Here is a 15,567-nt window from a genome sequence, read left to right as displayed (position 1 = left end):
GTCATTCGTACCGTCGAACAAAGACCTTCATCGAACCCATGGATCGCGCACCGGCCCATCTCCCGTCGCTCGCCGAAGAGCTCGAGTCGGCGCGGCGCGAGCTCGCGGCCCTGCGCCGGTCGCACGAGCTCGCGGTCTCCACGCTCGACGCGGCGAGCGAGGGCATCATCGCGCTGCAATACGGCGAAGGCGGCGCCATCGTCTCTTTCTTCTACAACATCCGCTTCGTGGAGATGTGGAGCCTGCCGGAAGACGAGCTGAGCGAAATCGATGCCGCGCGCCTGCACGAATTCCAGCTGCGGCAGGTGAGGGACCCGGCGGCCTTCAGCGAACACCTCGAGCTGTGCGGCGCCCAGCCGTACGAAGAACACGCAAGCCTGATCGAGATGAAGGACGGCCGCGTGTTCGAACGGCACGTGCTGCCGCAGCTCCTGGGCGGCCGCTGCGTGGGCAGCGTGATCACATTTCGCGACGTGACCGAGCGCCGGCGCTACGAGGAGAAGCTTCTTTTCAACTCGCTCGTCGTCGAAAATTCCGGCCCGATGTTGTGGATCGACCCCGAGAAGGACACGATCCTCTACGCCAACCGCGCCGCGGGCGAGCTGCTGGGTTTCGGCGCGGGCGAAATGGTCGACAGGCACCTGTCGGAATTCATCACCGACTACACGCAAGAGCGCGCTTCGGCCATGCGGGCCGTCCTGCGCGAGGCGTCGGCTCCCGCGACGATGCAGCGTCCGATGCGGCGCAAGGACGGCGGCCCGCTGCAGACCGAGGTCACCGCCTTCGTCGCGAACGACGATGTCCGGCGCGTCCACGTGGCGACCTTCCAGGACATCACCGAGCGCAAGCGCAGCGAGCAGCGCCTCCTCTTCAACCGCACGGTGATCGAAAATTCGGGGCCGATGATGTGGGTCGACCGCGCGAGCCGCCGCGTCACCTTCGCCAACCGGGCGGCGTGCGAGCTGCTGCGCTATGCGCCGTCGGAGCTGATCGGCCTCGGCGTGGCCGACTTCGATGCGCGCCACACGCCCGAGGCGCTCGCGAAGATGGACGAGCAGCTCGCCGGCAGCGCAGGCAAGCCGATCGAATTCGAGTCGCAGTACCGGGACAAGGCGGGCAGCCTCCTCTTCGTGGACGTGACGGCCTCGCTCGCCCACGAGAGCGACCGCGCGGTCTACATCGTGAGCTTCAAGGACATCACGCGGCAAAAGCGCGCCGAGGGCGAATTGCGCGCGGCCAAGGAGATCGCCGAGGAAGCGACGCGCATGAAGTCCAACTTCCTCGCCAACATGAGCCACGAGATCCGCACGCCGATGAACGCGATCATCGGCCTGTCGCACCTCGTGCTGAGGACCGAGCTCGCGCCGCGCCAGCGCGACTACGTGCAGAAGGTGCAGTCCTCCGGCCAGCACCTGCTCGGCATCATCAACGACATCCTCGACTTCTCGAAGGTCGAAGCGGGCAAGCTCGACCTGGAGGAAGCCGAATTCGAGCTCGAAAAGCTCCTGGACAACACGAGCGGCCTCGTGGGCGAGAAGTGCCACGCGAAGGGGCTGGAGCTGGTGATCGACGTGGCACCCGACGTGCCGAGGGTGCTCGCGGGCGATTCGCTGAGACTCGGGCAGGTCCTGCTCAATTACGCCAACAACGCGGTGAAGTTCACCGATCGCGGCGAGGTCGTGATCTCGGTGCGCGCGACGGAGCGCACCGAGCGCGACGCGCTCGTCCTCTTTCGCGTGCAGGACACCGGCATCGGCCTCACGCCGGAGCAGCGCTCGCGCCTCTTCCAGAGCTTTTCGCAGGCCGATACGTCCACCACGCGCAAGTTCGGCGGCACCGGCCTCGGCCTCGCGATCTGCAAGAAGCTCGCCGAACTGATGGGCGGCGAAGTCGGCGTCGAAAGCGAGCCCGGCCGCGGCAGCACGTTCTGGTTCAGCGCGCGGCTGCGGATCGGCCGCACGCGCGAGCGCGGGCTCGTCGCGGGCCAGCAGCTTCGCGGGCGCCGCGCTCTCGTCGTCGACGACAACGATCATGCGCGTGCCGTCGTGATGGACGCGCTGCGCGGCATGTCGCTCGAGGCCGCGGGCGCCTGCGACGGCGCCGCCGCGGTCGAGGCCGTGCGGCGCGCGGCGCTCGAAGGACGGCCGTACGACGTCGTGTATCTCGACTGGCGGATGCCGGGCATGGACGGCCTCGAGGCCGCGCGGCGCATCCGCGGGCTTCCTGCGCCTCCCATGCTGGTGCTCATGGCGACCGCCTACGGCCGCGAGGAATCGGCGAAGGAAGCCACGCACGCGGGCATCGAGGACGTGCTCGTGAAGCCTGTGAGCGCCTCGCAGCTGCTGGACACGACCATGAACGTCCTTGCGGGCCGTCGCGGCGCGGCCGGGCCGGGCAGCCAGCCACCGGCGTCCGACCCGAGGCTGCAGGCGATCCGCGGCAAGCGCGTGCTGCTGGTGGAGGACAACGAGATCAACCGGCAGGTCGCGCTCGAGCTGCTGCAGGAAACGGGCGTGGCGGTGGACACCGCCGACAACGGCGAGACCGCGCTTGCGAAGCTTGCGCAAGGGGCCTACGAGCTCGTCTTCATGGACATGCAGATGCCGGTGATGGACGGGCTTGCCGCGACGCGCGAGATGCGTCGCGACCCGCGCCTCGCGCACCTGCCGGTGGTCGCCATGACGGCCAATGCCATGGAAGCCGACCGGCGCCGCTGCGCCGAAGCGGGCATGAACGACTACGTCGTGAAGCCGATCGATCCGAACGACTTGCAGGCGGCTTTGCTGCGCTGGCTCGGGCCACGAGCGCCAACGCAGCCCGATGAGCGCCCCCGGGCCGTGGACGGCGTGCCTCAGGGGATCGACGGGCTCGACGTGGTGCTCGGCCTCTCGCGCATGGCAGGCAAGAGGACGCTTTATGCCGCGATGCTCAGGCGCTACGCCGCGGGGCAGGCCCGGGTCGGCCAGCAGGTGCGCGAAGCGCTCGCGGCGGGCGACCGCCTCGCCGCGCAGCGACTCGCGCATACGCTCAAAGGGGTCTCCGGCAGCGTGGGCGCCACGCTCGTGCAGCAGCGCGCCCAGGCGCTGGAAGATGCGCTGCAGGAAGACGACGTGGCCGACGACGTGCCCTCGCGCATCGCGGAGCTCGAACTGCCGCTCACCGCGCTCGTCGCGCAATTGAATGAACAGCTGGGCGACCCCAGGGAGATGACACATGGCTGAGACGAAGACCAAACGGGCAGCCGTCCGCGAGCCGGCCGCCACCGAGCCGGGCTTGCTCGTGAATCAGCTCACGCAGCATCTGGCCCAGATGCAGCGCACGCTTGCGTCGTCGCAGCAGAAGGCGGCCTCGACGCGGCGCAGCCTCGACACGCGCACGCAGGAACTGCTGGAGGCCCGCACGGCCGTCGCGCTGCTGCTCGCCACGCTCGACTCGACGAGCGACGGGCTGCTCGCGGTCGGCTATTTCGGGCGGGCGATGCACTACAACTCGCGCTTCACGGAGATCTGGCGCATCGGCGAGGACAAGCTCGAATCGCTGAACGAGTCGGCCGTGCTCGCGATCCAGCTTGCCCAGGTGCGCGATCCCGAGCGCTTCCTGGCGCAGGCCGAAGCGCGCAAGGCCGAGCCGGAGCGCGAGCATTTCAGCCGCATCGAGCTCACCGACGGGCGCGTGCTCGAATGCCACATGATCCCGCAGCGTGTGCGGGGCAAGCGCGTGGGGCACATCACGCGCTACCGCGACGTGACGGACAGCGAAAGACTCGCCCGCATGCTGGCCACGCTCGAGCAGCGCGTGCCGCAGGAAGTCGAGGCGGTGCGCGCGGAGATCGAGTAGCGCCTTCGAGCGCGGCTCGCCCCCGTTCAGTGCGGACTCACACCCGCTCCAGCAGCACCGCGATCCCCTGCCCCACGCCGATGCACATGGTGCAGATGGCGTAGCGGCCGCCCGTGCGGTGCAACTGGTTCACCGCCGTGGTCGCGAGCCGCGCTCCCGAGGCACCGAGCGGATGGCCGAGCGCGATCGCGCCGCCGTTCGGATTGACGCGCGGATCGTCGTCCTTCAGGCCGAGCGTCCTCAGCACGGCGAGCCCCTGCGCGGCGAACGCCTCGTTCAGCTCGATCACGTCGACCTGATCGAGCGAAATGCCCGTGAGCGCGAGAAGCCTTTGCGTCGCGGGAGCGGGGCCGATCCCCATGATGCGCGGCGCCACGCCCGCCGTCGCCATGCCGGCCACGCGCGCGCGCGGCGTAAGACCCTCTTTCGCGGCAGTGGCCTCGTCCGCGACGATCAGGGCGCACGCGCCGTCGTTCACGCCACTCGCATTGCCCGCCGTCACGGTGCCGTCCGGCTTCACCACGCCCTTCAGCTTCGCCAGCGCCTCGAGCGAGGTTTCGCGCGGGTGCTCGTCGCGGTCCACGACGATCGCCTCGCCCTTTTTCTGCGGGATCGTCACGGGCACGATTTCCGAGGCGAAGAAGCCGCTGCGCTGCGCGGCCACCGCCTTCAGCTGCGAAGCGAGCGCCATGCGGTCCTGCGCTTCGCGTTCGATGCGGTAGTCGGCCGCGACGTTCTCCGCGGTCTCGGGCATCGAATCGACGCCGTACCGCTCCTTCATCAGCCGGTTCACGAACCGCCAGCCGATCGTCGTGTCGTAGACGGCGTTCGTTCGCGAGAAGGCGCTCTCGGCCTTGGGCATCACGAACGGCGCGCGGCTCATGCTCTCCACGCCGCCCGCGATGACGAGGCTCGCCTCGCCCGCCTTGATCGCGCGCGCGGCGGTGCCGAGCGCGTCGAGGCCGGAGCCGCACAGGCGGTTGATCGTGGCGCCGGGGACCTCGGCGGGCAGGCCCGCGAGCAGCGACGCCATGTGAGCCACGTTGCGGTTGTCCTCGCCGGCCTGGTTGGCGCAGCCGTAGAGCACGTCGCTCACGGCCTGCCAGTCGACTCGCGGGTTGCGCTCGATGAGCGCGCGGATCGGAATCGCGCCGAGATCGTCGGCGCGCACGGAAGAAAGCGCTCCGCCGTAGCGGCCGAAGGGTGTGCGGATGGCGTCGCAGATGAAGGCTTGGCGGGTCATGGTCTCTCCGGTGTGTCCAGTCGGGTCGGTCGGCGATCGGCGGGCCGACGAGTCGTTTCCAGCTCCTCGATCATGGAGGCGTTCTTTGCGGGGAAAGCGGGCGGGCTGGGTCCGAAAGCGCGCTGTCGAAACGTGGAAAGCAAGCGCTGGGGTCCCGGCGTTGGGTCCAGGCGCTGCGTTCCGCGCGCCACATTCTTCTCCCATGCGCTGCGTTGCAATGACGAACAGCGGTTCGCGTAAAGAATTCTACGCGCAACCCGCCCCACGGTCTCGACGTAGCCGAGCGCCTGCGGGGTCAGCAGGATTCACCGCGCACCCGCTCTCTGATGCCCGCGAGCGGGCGGTGCTACTCTCGGGCGATGTTCGATCCCTCCCAGCAGGACGTGCGCCGCTTTTTCTGCGCGGTGCGGGCGAAGTCGCGCGCGGGGCAGCCGATGGATGCGCTCGAGACGCTCGCGGGCCAGTGGCTCGAGAAACATCCGGAGTACGAGCCCGACTTCGCGGACGTCGATGCTGCGCTCGAGCGGATTTACGACGGCAGCGACGGCCGCACCAATCCGTTCCTGCATCTGTCGATGCACCTGTCGATCAGCGAGCAGTGCTCGATCGACCAGCCGAGCGGCATCCGGCAGGCGGTGGAACTGCTTGCCGCCAGGCGCAATTCATTGCATGAGGCGCATCACGAGGCGATGGAATGCCTCGGGCGGATGCTGTGGGAAAGCCAGCGTTCGGCCCGGCCGCCAGACGGGCAGGCCTACGTGGATTGCGTGCGGCGCCGGGCGACTTCGTGAGGCGTCGTGAGGCGTCGTGAGGCGTCGTCAAGACACGTGGCGAGACGGCCGGCCCCCCGGTCGAGCCCCGCGTGCCCGGCTTGCCTCGATCAGCGGAAGCGCGACTCCGGATGCACCGTGAGCTGGCCGTCGAGCGAGCCGACGTAGTTCGCGAGTTCCTTCAGCTCCGCGTTGGAGAACTGCTTGGCGATCGCGCCCATCACGCCGTTGTTGCGGCCGACGTTGGGGTTGTTTTCCGTCTTGTATTCCTTCAGCGCGACGAAGATGTAGTCCGGCTGCTGGCCGGCGATCTTCGGGTAGCTGGGGTCGATCGGCTTGGAAAGGTTCGGGCCGTGGCAGGAGACGCAGTTGCCCTTGGAGAAGAGCTGCGCGACGTGGCCTTCGGGTTCATGGCTCAGCTTGTCCGGCCCCGGCACGGCCTGGTTCGAATAGAAATTCGCGATGTCCTTGATGTCCTGCTCGGACAGGCTCGCGGCGATGCCGCGCATGGTGGGGTGCTTGCGGTCGCCGTTCTTGTACTGGGTGAGCGCGCTCACGATGTAGCCGGCGCTCTGGCCGGAGATCATGGGCACCCGATAGACCTCGGGGAAGCTCGAATGGTAGCCCTTGATGCCGTGGCAGCCGAGGCACATCGCGATCTTGGCTTCCAGCGACTTGGGGCTTGCGGGGGTCGCGGTCTTGGCGACCTTGGCGGCGGCCGGGGGAGCCGAGGGAGCGGCCGCGCCGGAAGCCTGCGCATGGACCAGACCCGTCACGGAAGCGACAGCCAGGGCGAAAAGCGTGGTGAACAACTTATTCATTTTGCGCGCACAATGGACGAGCGTCCCGTTTTGGTGTTTCTTCGATCAACCCGCGATTCTATCAGCCGTTCCAAAGCGGCCACCGTCCAATCCGTTCTCCATGAAGTTCCAAGGCTCCCAGAATTACGTCGCCACTCAGGACCTGATGCTGGCCGTCAATGCATCCATCACCTTGCGGCGCCCGCTGCTCGTGAAGGGCGAGCCGGGCACCGGCAAGACGATGCTCGCCGAGGAAGTGGCGCAGGCGCTCGGCTTGCCGCTTCTTCAGTGGCACGTGAAGTCGACCACCAAGGCGCAGCAAGGCCTCTACGAATACGACGCGGTGTCGCGCCTGCGCGATTCGCAGCTCGGCGACGAGCGCGTGAAGGACATCCACAACTACATCGTGAAGGGCGTGCTCTGGCAGGCTTTCGCCTCGGAGGAGCCGGTGGCGCTCCTCATCGACGAGATCGACAAGGCCGACATCGAATTCCCGAACGACCTCTTGCGCGAACTCGACCGCATGGAGTTCTACGTCTACGAGACGCACGAGCTCGTGAAGGCGCGCCACCGCCCGCTCGTCTTCATCACCTCCAACAACGAGAAGGAGCTGCCCGACGCGTTCCTGCGCCGCTGCTTCTTTCACTACATCCGCTTCCCCGACGCCGAGACCATGCGGCGCATCGTGGACGTGCACTTCCCCGGCCTCAAGAAGGAACTGCTCACGGCCGCGATGAAGACCTTCTACGACGTGCGCAACCTCCCGGGCCTGAAGAAGAAGCCGAGCACCTCCGAACTGCTCGACTGGCTGAAGCTCCTCATGGCCGAGGACATCCCGCCCGAGGCGCTGCACAGCAAGGACGAAAAGGTGTCGGTGCCGCCGCTCGTGGGGGCGCTCCTGAAAAACGAGCAGGACGTGACGCTCTTCGAAAAGCTCGTCTTCATGCAGCGGCACAACCGGTGATGAAGACGCCCGAACCCGTCACGCTGCAATCGGGGACGGTGCGCCTCGAGCCGATGGCGGCCTCGCACGTCGCGGGCCTCGAGGCCGCCGCGCGCGACGGGGAACTGTGGAAGCTGCGCGTGACTTCCGTGCCCGCGCCGGGCGAGGCCGAGGCCTACGTCGCCTTTGCGCTTCGGGGCCGGGACGAAGGCCACATGCTGCCCTTCGTCGTCGTGGACGTTCCGAGCGGACGCGTGGTCGGCAGCACCCGCTACCACGACATCGTGCCGGCCATCGACCGCCTGGAGATCGGCTACACGTGGTACGCGAGGAGCTGGCAGCGCACGCACGTCAACACCACCTGCAAGCTGCTGCTCATGACGCACGCCTTCGACACGCTCGGCGCGCTTCTGGTGGGCTGGCGCACGGACAACTACAACTTCGCGAGCCAGAAGGCGATCGAACGCCTCGGCGCGAAGAAAGACGGCGTGCTGCGCCACCACGCGCCGCGCCGCGACGGGACGGTGCGCGACACCGTGATGTACAGCGTGAGCGCGGGCGAATGGCCCGAGGTGCGCGCCCACCTGGAGTACCAGCTCGCCAAGCCGAGGTGACCCGAAGTGAAGACCGACGCCATCCCGATGCCGAAGATCACGCCGCGCTGGCAGCGCCGGTTCGTGTATTCCCGGTTCGGCCGGGTGCTGGTGTTCGTGGCGATGTTTCTCTCGATCGCCGCCGTCGTGGCCCTCCTGGCCGTGATGGCGGGCTGGACCCGCCGCGACCATCCCGGGCTGCGCGAGATGACCGAGGTGCTGCTGCGCATCCTGCCTGCGATCGGCGCGTACCTCCTGCTGGTCCTGGGCATCGAGAAGCGCCGTCCCGAAGAACTGGACCCCGTCACGGCCTTGCCGCACGCCGCGATCGGCTTCGTCTTCGGCGGCTTGTTCGTCGGCTGCGTGATCGGGGTGCTCTGGATCGCCGGCAGCTACCACGTGGCGGGCTTCGGCTCGGACGTGCATTGGGCGATGGGCTTCGTCGCTTCGGGCGTCGCGCCGGCGGTGTCGGAGGAAATCGTGTTTCGCGGCGTGATGTTTCGCATCGCCGAGGAGCGCTGGGGCCTGTGGCGCGCGCTCGCGCTTTCCGCCGCGTTCTTCGGCATCGTTCACATCGGCAACGAGGGCGCCACGCTCTGGAGCTCGGCGGCCATCGCGATCGAAGCAGGCGTGCTGCTCGGGCTCGTCTACCACGTGACGCGGTCGCTGCCGGTCTGCATGGGCCTGCATTGCGGCTGGAATTTCTTCGAGGGCACGGTGTTCGGCAGCAGCGTGTCGGGCCTAGCCGACGGCGACTACAGCTGGCTGCGCGCTCAGTTCACCGGACCCGACTGGCTCACGGGCGGCCGTTTCGGCATCGAGGCATCGGCGGTCATGGTGGCGGTGAGCCTCGTCTGTTCCGCGGCGCTGGTGGCCGCGATGCGCCGCCGCTCGGCGGCTGCGGCCGTCGCCGACCTGGACGAAGCCGAAACGGGGATCGCGCCATGCTGATCGATTTTTTCTACACGCTGCGCGGCGCGAAGCTGCCCGTCTCGGTGAAGGAATACCTCACGCTCGTCGAGGCGCTCAAGCAAGGCGTGGTGGGGCCCGTGAGCGAAGGCGCGTACAGCATCGACGACTTCTACTACCTCGCGCGCACGGCGCTCGTGAAGGACGAGAAGCACTACGACAAGTTCGATCGCGCGTTTGCCGCGTATTTCAAGGGCGTGGAGCTGATCGCCGACTTCAGCCGCGACGTGCCGCTCGAGTGGCTGCGCAAGACGCTCGAGCTCGAACTCTCGCCCGAGGAGAAGGCGAAGATCGAGAAGATGGGATGGGACGAGCTCATGGAGACGCTCAAGAAGCGCTTCGAGGAGCAGAAGGACCGCCACGAAGGCGGCAGCAAGATGATCGGCACGGGCGGGACGTCCCCCTTCGGCGCCTACGGCTTCAACCCGCAGGGCATCCGCATCGGCCAGGAGAAGGGCCGCAACCGCAGCGCCGTGAAGGTGTGGGACCAGCGCGCGTACAAGGATTACGACGACAGCCAGGAACTGGGCACGCGCAACATCAAGGTGGCGCTGCGCCGCCTGCGCAAGTTCGCGCGCGAGGGCGCCGAGGAGGAACTGGACCTCGACGACACGATCCGCTCCACCGCCGCGAACGCGGGCTGGCTGGACATCAGGATGGTGCCCGAGCGGCACAACAACGTGAAGGCGCTCTTGCTCATGGACGTGGGCGGCACGATGGACGAGCACATCCACCGCGTGGAGGAAATGTTCTCCGCGGCGAAGGCGGAGTTCAAGCACCTCGAGTTCTACTACTTCCACAACTGCGTCTACGACTTCATGTGGAAGAACAACCGCCGCCGCTTCTCGGAGAAGTTCGCGACGTGGGACATCATCCGCAAGTACAACAAGGACTACAAGCTCGTCTTCGTGGGCGACGCGACGATGAGCCCCTACGAAATCCTCCAGCCGGGCGGCAGCGTCGAATACAACAACGAGGAAGCGGGAGCCGAATGGCTGCAGCGCCTCACGAACGCGTTTCCGAAGTTCGCGTGGATCAACCCCGAGCCGCAGGGCGTGTGGCAGTACCGGCAGTCGATCAGCGTCATCCAGCAACTGATGAACCAGCGGATGTATCCGCTCACCATCAAGGGCCTGGAAGAAGCGATGCGGCTGCTTTCGAAGTAGCCGCTGCAGAGCTCCGATAGGTGTTTGCGCAAGCCTGGACGACGTTCTCGTTCCAGCCAGGCCGAATGGCGAGCGGGCCCGCGGCGCCGTGACGGCGCCGTGAGCGGCGGCTTCAATCCTCCTCGTGCGGCGCCGCAAACTCCGCGATCGCATCGACGACGGCGGCGGCCGCTTGTGTGTCCAGGTGCGGCCCCATCGGCAGGCTCAGGACTTCATCGGCCCACCGCTCGGCCAGCGGGAACGTGCCTCTGTCGAATCCCAGGTCGCGATACGCGGGCTGCAGGTGCGGCGGCACCGGGTAGTGGATCAGCGTCGCGATGCCGCGAGCTGCCAGATGCCGCCGCAACGCGTCGCGACGCGCATGACGCACGACGAAGAGGTGCCACACCGCATCGGCATACGCGGGAACCGGCGGCAGGCCGAGCCCGGTCCCGCGCAACGAGTCGAGGTACTGCGCGGCCACTCGCGCACGCCGCGCGTTCCAGTCGTCGAGGACGGTGAGCTTCACACGAAGGGCCGCGGCCTGGATCGGATCCAGCCGGCTGTTGGCGCCGCGCGCTTCGTTGCGGTATTTCTCGCGCGAGCCGTAGTTGCGCAGTACGCGCACACGATCGGCGATCTCGGCGTCGTTCGTCGTCACGGCGCCGCCGTCGCCGAACGCGCCGAGATTCTTGCCCGGATAGAAGCTCCACGCCACCGCGTCGCCGTGCGCGCCGATGCGTCGCCCTTTGTAGCGCGCGCCGTGGGCCTGCGCCGCGTCCTCCAGCACGCGCAGCCCGTGCGCGCGAGCGACTTCCAGGAGGGGGTCGAGATCGACCGGCAGGCCGTACAGGTGCACGGGCAGGATCGCTCGTGTGCGCGGCGTGATCGCCGCCTCGACACGCGCCGGGTCCAGGCTGCCGGTCTCGGGGGATGGCTCGACGGGCACCGGCACCGCGCCGCAATCGCTCGCCGCGAGCCAGGTCGCGATGTACGTATGCGCGGGCACGATCACCTCGTCGCCCGGCACGATGGAAAACGCGTGCAGCGCGAGCTTCAGGGCGTCGAGGCCGTTGCCGACGCCCACGGCGAAACGCGCCTCGCAATGCGCCGCCCACTCGTGCTCGAACGCCTCGACTTCCTCCCCGAGCACGTATGTGCCGCTCGCCAGCACGCGCGCGACGGCTTCGTCGATGCGCTCGCGCAGCTCGAGGTACGAGGCGCGCACGTCGAGGAAGGGGATCATCGGGCGCGGCGCGCGGCCAGGAACTCGTCGTAGTCGCGAACGTAGTCGTCCTCGCGATGGTCATCGGAGGCGAGCACGAGGCACACGGCGCCGGCGGAGAAGTCGGTGAGTTCGATCCAGGTCATCGGCACCACGCACAGGCCGCGGTCGGGCCGATCCAGCCGGTAGCGCGCGCGGCCGGCGCCGCTGTCGATCCATACGTCGAAGCTGCCCGCGACCGCCACCAGGAACTGCTGCAACTGCCTGTGCGCATGCGAGCCGCGCCGCGCGCCGGCCGGGACGTCGTAGAGGTAGTAGACGCGGCGCACGGCGAACGGCACGTGCGGGCCGCTGTCGAGGAAGGTCAGGTCGCCGTTGGCGGCCGCGATCCTCGGCAGCTCGATCAGGCGGCACTGCGGCTCGGGTTGCGACTGCATGCGGGCCTCAGAGTTCGGCTTGCGCATTGGCCTTGTTCTGGCGGGCGGCCTGCAGTTCGCGTTCGTACTCCTGCATCACGGGCACAAGGCGCGTCCTGAAGGTGAGGATCGCGAGTTCGGGCTTGCCGATGCGCAGGAAGAAGTTCACGAGCTGCAGGTGCGTGCGCGCGTGCATCTGGGCCTTGCGCGCGGGCGACTTGAACGCCCAGATGCCGCCGGCGTGCTGCGTGTACTTGATGGGGCGGATGTCGCCCTGGAACTTCGCGCCGCCCCAGAAGCCGAGCAGGCGCGCGATGAAGACGTCGTTGTTCGCGGCCAGGCTGTATTCGGGCGGGAACGTCTTCAGCACGTTGCGCCAGGTCATCGTGCTCAGGAGCATGAAGCCCCAGCGCGAAAGCACCATGTCCATCTGCGTGTAGTCGCGGCGGGATTCTTCCGGCAGTGTGAAGTCGAAGAGCGTGTTGCCTTCGGCGTCGACCCGCTCGGCATCGTGGAACGACACGACGAAGGAAGGATTCGCCTCCAGGAAGGCGACCTGTTTCGCGACTTTCAGCGGATCGGTCCATGCGTCGTCGCCGTCGCACCAGGCGATGTAGTTGCCGCGCGCCGCGGCGATGAGGTCGGGCTCCACCACGCCGCCCTGGCTCATCACGTTTTCCTTGCGGAAGATGAAGCGAAAAAGCCCCGGGTAGCGCTTCGCGTAGTCGAGCAGGATGGGCTGCGTGCGATCGGTCGACGCGTCGTCGTGCACGACGATTTCCACCGGGAAATCGACCTCCTGCATGAGAAAGCCCTCGATGCAGGCGGTGACGAATGTCTCGTGGTTGTACGTGACGCACAGCAGGCTCACGAACGGCTTCGCAGCGGCATCGTGGGTACGGTCGGCAATGCGCTGGCTCATTGTCGAGCCGATTGTACGTCCCGCTTCCATCGCGGGCGGGCCCCGCTTTTCAGTTGCCGGCGACGGCGTCGATGGCGTCGCGGCGGATGACGATGCGCGCGTATTCGCGCCCCGTCATCTCGATGGCCTCGGCCGTGATGCGGGTGACGCGTCCGCCGATGGCCTGTCCCTTGACGTAGACCATCACGCCTTTCTTGTCCTTCATGCTCGACTCGAGCAGGTCGTTGAACACGTCGGGCGCGGCGGCGTGGGCGACGCTCGCGAACGCGAGCACGATCGCACCCAGTGCGACGGGGATGTTGTGCCTCATGGCTTGTCTGCTCCTCCAGGAGCGCCGATTGTGCACCCCGGCCGGCCCTTTAGAATGAGCGTCCCGCCGCCGTAGTTCAATGGGAAGTTTCAGAGGCGAACGTCCCGCGTCGACTCACTTTCGACTCACCTGAGCCCGGACTTGCGCCCATGCTGGGCTAAGCTTCGCCCCGGCTGCTCGGGCCAGTACTGAGGATCAGGATGTCAGGTTACGTCGCGGACGATCCGCCAGCGACTGAGTTGTTTCATATCACGGATGTCTCGAACCTATCGAGCATCATCAACGGCGGTTTCCTTCTGTCCGACGCCTTGCTGGCACAGCAGGGCCGGCCAGCGACCGGCATCGGCTACTCCCACATCAAGCAACGGCGCATGACCGTGCTGCAGGTGGCGTGCACCGGGAATCGGTTCGTCGGTGAGTTCGTTCCTTTTTACTTTTGCCCTCGCTCGGTGATGCTGTACACGGTGAATTCAGGAAGCGTGCCGGAACGACCCAGGGGGTGCCAGCGGACGGTGGTGCACCTTGTCACGACCATCCGAGATGTGACCGCCGCAGCCACTGGTTGGGCCTTCAGCGACCAAGGCGCGAACGGAAGTTACCCGCCGAACTTTTGGAACAGCCTGGATCAACTTCAGAACTTGGACTGGAACGCGATCGGCCTTACCTACTGGGGAAACCGAGGCCCACAAAAGTCCGCAGAGTTCCTTGTCGAGGATAGGGTTCCATGGGTTGCCATAATCGAGGTGGCGTGTTTCGATGACGCCGTCCGAAACCAAGTCCTGCAACTGCTGCAAAACACGCCCGACGCACCGACTGTGACCACGAGACGAAACTGGTACTTCCCATGATCAACTTCACTCACGGCAACTTGCTAAAGGCACCGGTTGAGGCTCTGGTCAACACGGTGAACACGGTCGGTGTCATGGGCAAGGGAATTGCCCTTCAGTTCAGCCGTGCCTATCCTGACATGTACCAACAGTACGTGGACGCATGCAGGGCTGGGCGCGTTCGCATGGGTCACATGCACGTCTACGACACTGGCGGACTCGCAGAAGGGCCAAGGTACATCATCAATTTCCCGACGAAGAGCCATTGGCGAGCAAATAGCAAGCTGAGCGACATTCGTGAAGGGCTCGAAGACCTGACAGCACTCGTGAGGCGATTCGGTATCCAGTCCATCGCTGTGCCCCCACTCGGCTGCGGGCACGGGGGACTGGATTGGGCGAAGGTCCGGCCCATGATCGTGCGAGCCTTCGAGCAGCTACCCGGCGTTGACGTACGAATCTACGAACCGCAGGGAGCCCCTCCAGCCGAAGACATGCCCCAGCGGACTTCGAAGCCTTCGCTGACCATTGCTCGTGCGGTGTTGCTCAAGCTTATCGACAGGTACAAAAAGGGGCTCATCGAGCCCTTCGTCACCCTCCTTGAGGTGCAGAAACTCATGTACTTCATGCAGGAGGCCGGGGAACCGCTGAAGCTGAGCTTCGTGGCCGAGCGATACGGCCCGTACGCTGCGAATTTGCGCCATCAGCTCAATCGCATGGAGGGCCACTACATCGTCGGCTACGGCGACGGCACGGACTCTCCGGAGAAGATGCTCGACCTGAAGGAAGGATCGGTTGAGAAGGCGGACGACCGCCTTAAGGGCGCGGATGTCGTGAACAAGCGAATGGATCGCGTGAGTCGCTTGATCGACGGCTTCGAGAATCCCTATGGCATGGAACTGCTCGCTACCGTCCACTGGGTCATGGTGCAGTCGCCAGACGCACGGAAAGACCCGGAGGTCGCCGTTCGGAAGGTGCACGAATGGAATGCGAGGAAGGCACGAACCATGAGTGCTGCGCAGGTCAAGGCTGCTTGGGAACGGTTGTTCAAGGAAGACTGGCAGTTCGATTCCGCAAGCATGTCGTCGGACCACGAAGTCGCGCTTCGCTGAACTGCTGCACCCCTCCCGTATCCCAATTCCAATCGCCGACCTCAGGTGGGGCAGTGGCTGACCTCGCGCTCGCGTGATGGCTCCCTTGGGTCCGAACCCAGGACTGCTTGCGCATCATCACCATGCGGTTTCATGTGTTCACGCGTGCGCAGACCGTTCGCAGATGTCACGCATTCCGTCGCCGTTGACACCCATGCAATCGTGGGTCGTGCCACTGAAATCGGCCAATTCTCTCAATGGCGGCATTCGCTGCATCCACCCACGGTTACGGATAGAGAAATGCCCCGCCAGAGCAGCGTGAAGCTCAAACGCCGTAAGTTGATGTCCCCGGGAGTGGTGTAAGTTTTTAATGTTTTCAAGGCGCGAAGGACGCAGTCCGTAGCGCCTGGAGAGCTGAGGTCGCCCGCGAGCGGGTTGGCCATCGTGATTCCGGATAGGGTTGAGGTGCGAATACCAAC

General features: G+C 66.4%; 16 protein-coding genes. 9 read left to right on the top strand and 7 right to left on the bottom strand.

The genetic code is table 11. From position 1 onward, the window contains the following. The first annotated feature begins 38 nt into the window (after nucleotides 1–38). Both VHA82_RS12020 and VHA82_RS12015 read left to right on the top strand, forming a co-directional pair. Nucleotides 39–3,221, top strand: coding sequence for a PAS domain-containing hybrid sensor histidine kinase/response regulator (locus VHA82_RS12020; RefSeq protein ID WP_325543863.1), 3,183 nt, complete (start codon nucleotides 39–41; stop codon nucleotides 3,219–3,221). Next, nucleotides 3,214–3,837 (top strand): hypothetical protein, encoded by a 624-nt coding sequence (locus VHA82_RS12015; RefSeq protein WP_325543862.1) that lies wholly within the window; start codon nucleotides 3,214–3,216, stop codon nucleotides 3,835–3,837. Before VHA82_RS12020 ends, VHA82_RS12015 begins: the two co-directional genes overlap by 8 nt. Nucleotides 3,838–3,874: 37 nt before the next feature. Here the strand turns inward: VHA82_RS12015 and pcaF are convergent, their stop codons facing one another. Then, nucleotides 3,875–5,080 carry a 3-oxoadipyl-CoA thiolase gene (pcaF, locus tag VHA82_RS12010; RefSeq protein ID WP_325543860.1) on the bottom strand — a complete coding sequence of 402 codons (1,206 nt, stop codon included), beginning with the start codon at nucleotides 5,078–5,080 and terminating at the stop codon, nucleotides 3,875–3,877. Between the two features lie 359 nt (nucleotides 5,081–5,439). Between pcaF and VHA82_RS12005 the strand changes: the two genes are divergently transcribed. Further along, nucleotides 5,440–5,871, top strand: a complete 432-nt coding sequence (locus tag VHA82_RS12005; protein WP_325543858.1) for a DUF1841 family protein — start codon at nucleotides 5,440–5,442, stop codon at nucleotides 5,869–5,871. 89 nt (nucleotides 5,872–5,960) lie between these two features. On the opposite strand, the gene VHA82_RS12000 is transcribed toward VHA82_RS12005, so the two are convergent. Further along, entirely contained in the window at nucleotides 5,961–6,671 is a 711-nt protein-coding gene (locus VHA82_RS12000; protein WP_325543856.1) for a c-type cytochrome, read from the bottom strand. A 100-nt stretch (nucleotides 6,672–6,771) separates the two neighbouring features. On the opposite strand from VHA82_RS12000, the gene VHA82_RS11995 reads away from it, so the two are divergent. The 4 genes from VHA82_RS11995 to VHA82_RS11980 are packed head-to-tail and all read left to right on the top strand — an operon-like array spanning nucleotide 6,772 to nucleotide 10,321. Then, nucleotides 6,772–7,614 (top strand): MoxR family ATPase, encoded by an 843-nt coding sequence (locus VHA82_RS11995; protein WP_325543854.1) that lies wholly within the window; start codon nucleotides 6,772–6,774, stop codon nucleotides 7,612–7,614. After that, the gene (locus VHA82_RS11990) at nucleotides 7,614–8,207 is read left to right on the top strand and encodes a GNAT family protein (RefSeq protein WP_325543851.1); all 594 of its coding nucleotides are present in this window, start codon (nucleotides 7,614–7,616) and stop codon (nucleotides 8,205–8,207) included. Before VHA82_RS11995 ends, VHA82_RS11990 begins: the two co-directional genes overlap by 1 nt. Nucleotides 8,208–8,213: 6 nt before the next feature. After that, nucleotides 8,214–9,137: a type II CAAX endopeptidase family protein gene (locus VHA82_RS11985; protein ID WP_325543849.1), complete on the top strand. Its 924-nt coding sequence runs from the start codon at nucleotides 8,214–8,216 to the stop codon at nucleotides 9,135–9,137. Next, nucleotides 9,131–10,321 (top strand): VWA domain-containing protein, encoded by a 1,191-nt coding sequence (locus VHA82_RS11980; RefSeq protein ID WP_325543847.1) that lies wholly within the window; start codon nucleotides 9,131–9,133, stop codon nucleotides 10,319–10,321. Before VHA82_RS11985 ends, VHA82_RS11980 begins: the two co-directional genes overlap by 7 nt. 112 nt (nucleotides 10,322–10,433) lie before the next feature. Here VHA82_RS11980 and VHA82_RS11975 read toward each other — a convergent pair whose 3' ends face one another. From VHA82_RS11975 to VHA82_RS11960, 4 genes are read right to left on the bottom strand one after another with little or no spacing between them, the layout of a single operon-like run. After that, nucleotides 10,434–11,546 carry a DegT/DnrJ/EryC1/StrS family aminotransferase gene (locus VHA82_RS11975; protein WP_325543845.1) on the bottom strand — a complete coding sequence of 371 codons (1,113 nt, stop codon included), beginning with the start codon at nucleotides 11,544–11,546 and terminating at the stop codon, nucleotides 10,434–10,436. Further along, complete coding sequence (locus VHA82_RS11970; RefSeq protein WP_325543843.1) at nucleotides 11,543–11,962, bottom strand: FdtA/QdtA family cupin domain-containing protein; 420 nt, start codon at nucleotides 11,960–11,962, stop codon at nucleotides 11,543–11,545. The genes VHA82_RS11975 and VHA82_RS11970 overlap by 4 nt, the downstream gene beginning before the upstream one ends. Nucleotides 11,963–11,969: 7 nt before the next feature. Further along, nucleotides 11,970–12,863: a glycosyltransferase family 2 protein gene (locus VHA82_RS11965; protein ID WP_325543841.1), complete on the bottom strand. Its 894-nt coding sequence runs from the start codon at nucleotides 12,861–12,863 to the stop codon at nucleotides 11,970–11,972. A 49-nt stretch (nucleotides 12,864–12,912) separates the two neighbouring features. Then, on the bottom strand, nucleotides 12,913–13,173 hold the full coding sequence (locus tag VHA82_RS11960) for a hypothetical protein (protein ID WP_325543838.1): 261 nt from the start codon (nucleotides 13,171–13,173) through the stop codon (nucleotides 12,913–12,915). Nucleotides 13,174–13,373: 200 nt separating this feature from the next. On the opposite strand from VHA82_RS11960, the gene darT reads away from it, so the two are divergent. Then, a complete protein-coding gene (gene darT / locus VHA82_RS11955; RefSeq protein ID WP_325543836.1) occupies nucleotides 13,374–14,021 on the top strand; it encodes a type II toxin-antitoxin system toxin DNA ADP-ribosyl transferase DarT in 648 nt (215 codons plus the stop codon). Further along, nucleotides 14,018–15,109 (top strand): type II toxin-antitoxin system antitoxin DNA ADP-ribosyl glycohydrolase DarG, encoded by a 1,092-nt coding sequence (gene darG, locus VHA82_RS11950; protein WP_325543834.1) that lies wholly within the window; start codon nucleotides 14,018–14,020, stop codon nucleotides 15,107–15,109. Before darT ends, darG begins: the two co-directional genes overlap by 4 nt. A gap of 233 nt (nucleotides 15,110–15,342) precedes the next feature. Here darG and VHA82_RS11945 read toward each other — a convergent pair. Next, the coding region (locus VHA82_RS11945) for a hypothetical protein (RefSeq protein WP_325543832.1) at nucleotides 15,343–15,567 on the bottom strand (225 nt) is incomplete at its 5' end.

This window comes from Ramlibacter sp., from assembly GCF_035548915.1.
Taxonomy (GTDB): Bacteria; Pseudomonadota; Gammaproteobacteria; order Burkholderiales; family Burkholderiaceae_C; genus Ramlibacter.
The sequence above is the reverse complement of the archived record's forward strand: the minus strand, read 5'-3'. Positions and strand labels throughout refer to the sequence as shown.

Coding starts and splice junctions, on each gene's coding strand:
- VHA82_RS11960 (WP_325543838.1), bottom strand. CDS start 13,173: ATGAGGCACAACATCCCCGTCGCACTGGGTGCGATCGTGCTCGCGTTC.
- VHA82_RS11980 (WP_325543847.1), top strand. CDS start 9,131: ATGCTGATCGATTTTTTCTACACGCTGCGCGGCGCGAAGCTGCCCGTC.
- darG (WP_325543834.1), top strand. CDS start 14,018: ATGATCAACTTCACTCACGGCAACTTGCTAAAGGCACCGGTTGAGGCT.
- VHA82_RS11995 (WP_325543854.1), top strand. CDS start 6,772: ATGAAGTTCCAAGGCTCCCAGAATTACGTCGCCACTCAGGACCTGATG.
- VHA82_RS12005 (WP_325543858.1), top strand. CDS start 5,440: ATGTTCGATCCCTCCCAGCAGGACGTGCGCCGCTTTTTCTGCGCGGTG.
- VHA82_RS11975 (WP_325543845.1), bottom strand. CDS start 11,546: ATGATCCCCTTCCTCGACGTGCGCGCCTCGTACCTCGAGCTGCGCGAG.
- VHA82_RS12015 (WP_325543862.1), top strand. CDS start 3,214: ATGGCTGAGACGAAGACCAAACGGGCAGCCGTCCGCGAGCCGGCCGCC.
- VHA82_RS11970 (WP_325543843.1), bottom strand. CDS start 11,962: ATGCAGTCGCAACCCGAGCCGCAGTGCCGCCTGATCGAGCTGCCGAGG.
- VHA82_RS12000 (WP_325543856.1), bottom strand. CDS start 6,671: ATGAATAAGTTGTTCACCACGCTTTTCGCCCTGGCTGTCGCTTCCGTG.
- pcaF (WP_325543860.1), bottom strand. CDS start 5,080: ATGACCCGCCAAGCCTTCATCTGCGACGCCATCCGCACACCCTTCGGC.
- VHA82_RS12020 (WP_325543863.1), top strand. CDS start 39: ATGGATCGCGCACCGGCCCATCTCCCGTCGCTCGCCGAAGAGCTCGAG.
- darT (WP_325543836.1), top strand. CDS start 13,374: ATGTCAGGTTACGTCGCGGACGATCCGCCAGCGACTGAGTTGTTTCAT.
- VHA82_RS11990 (WP_325543851.1), top strand. CDS start 7,614: ATGAAGACGCCCGAACCCGTCACGCTGCAATCGGGGACGGTGCGCCTC.
- VHA82_RS11965 (WP_325543841.1), bottom strand. CDS start 12,863: ATGAGCCAGCGCATTGCCGACCGTACCCACGATGCCGCTGCGAAGCCG.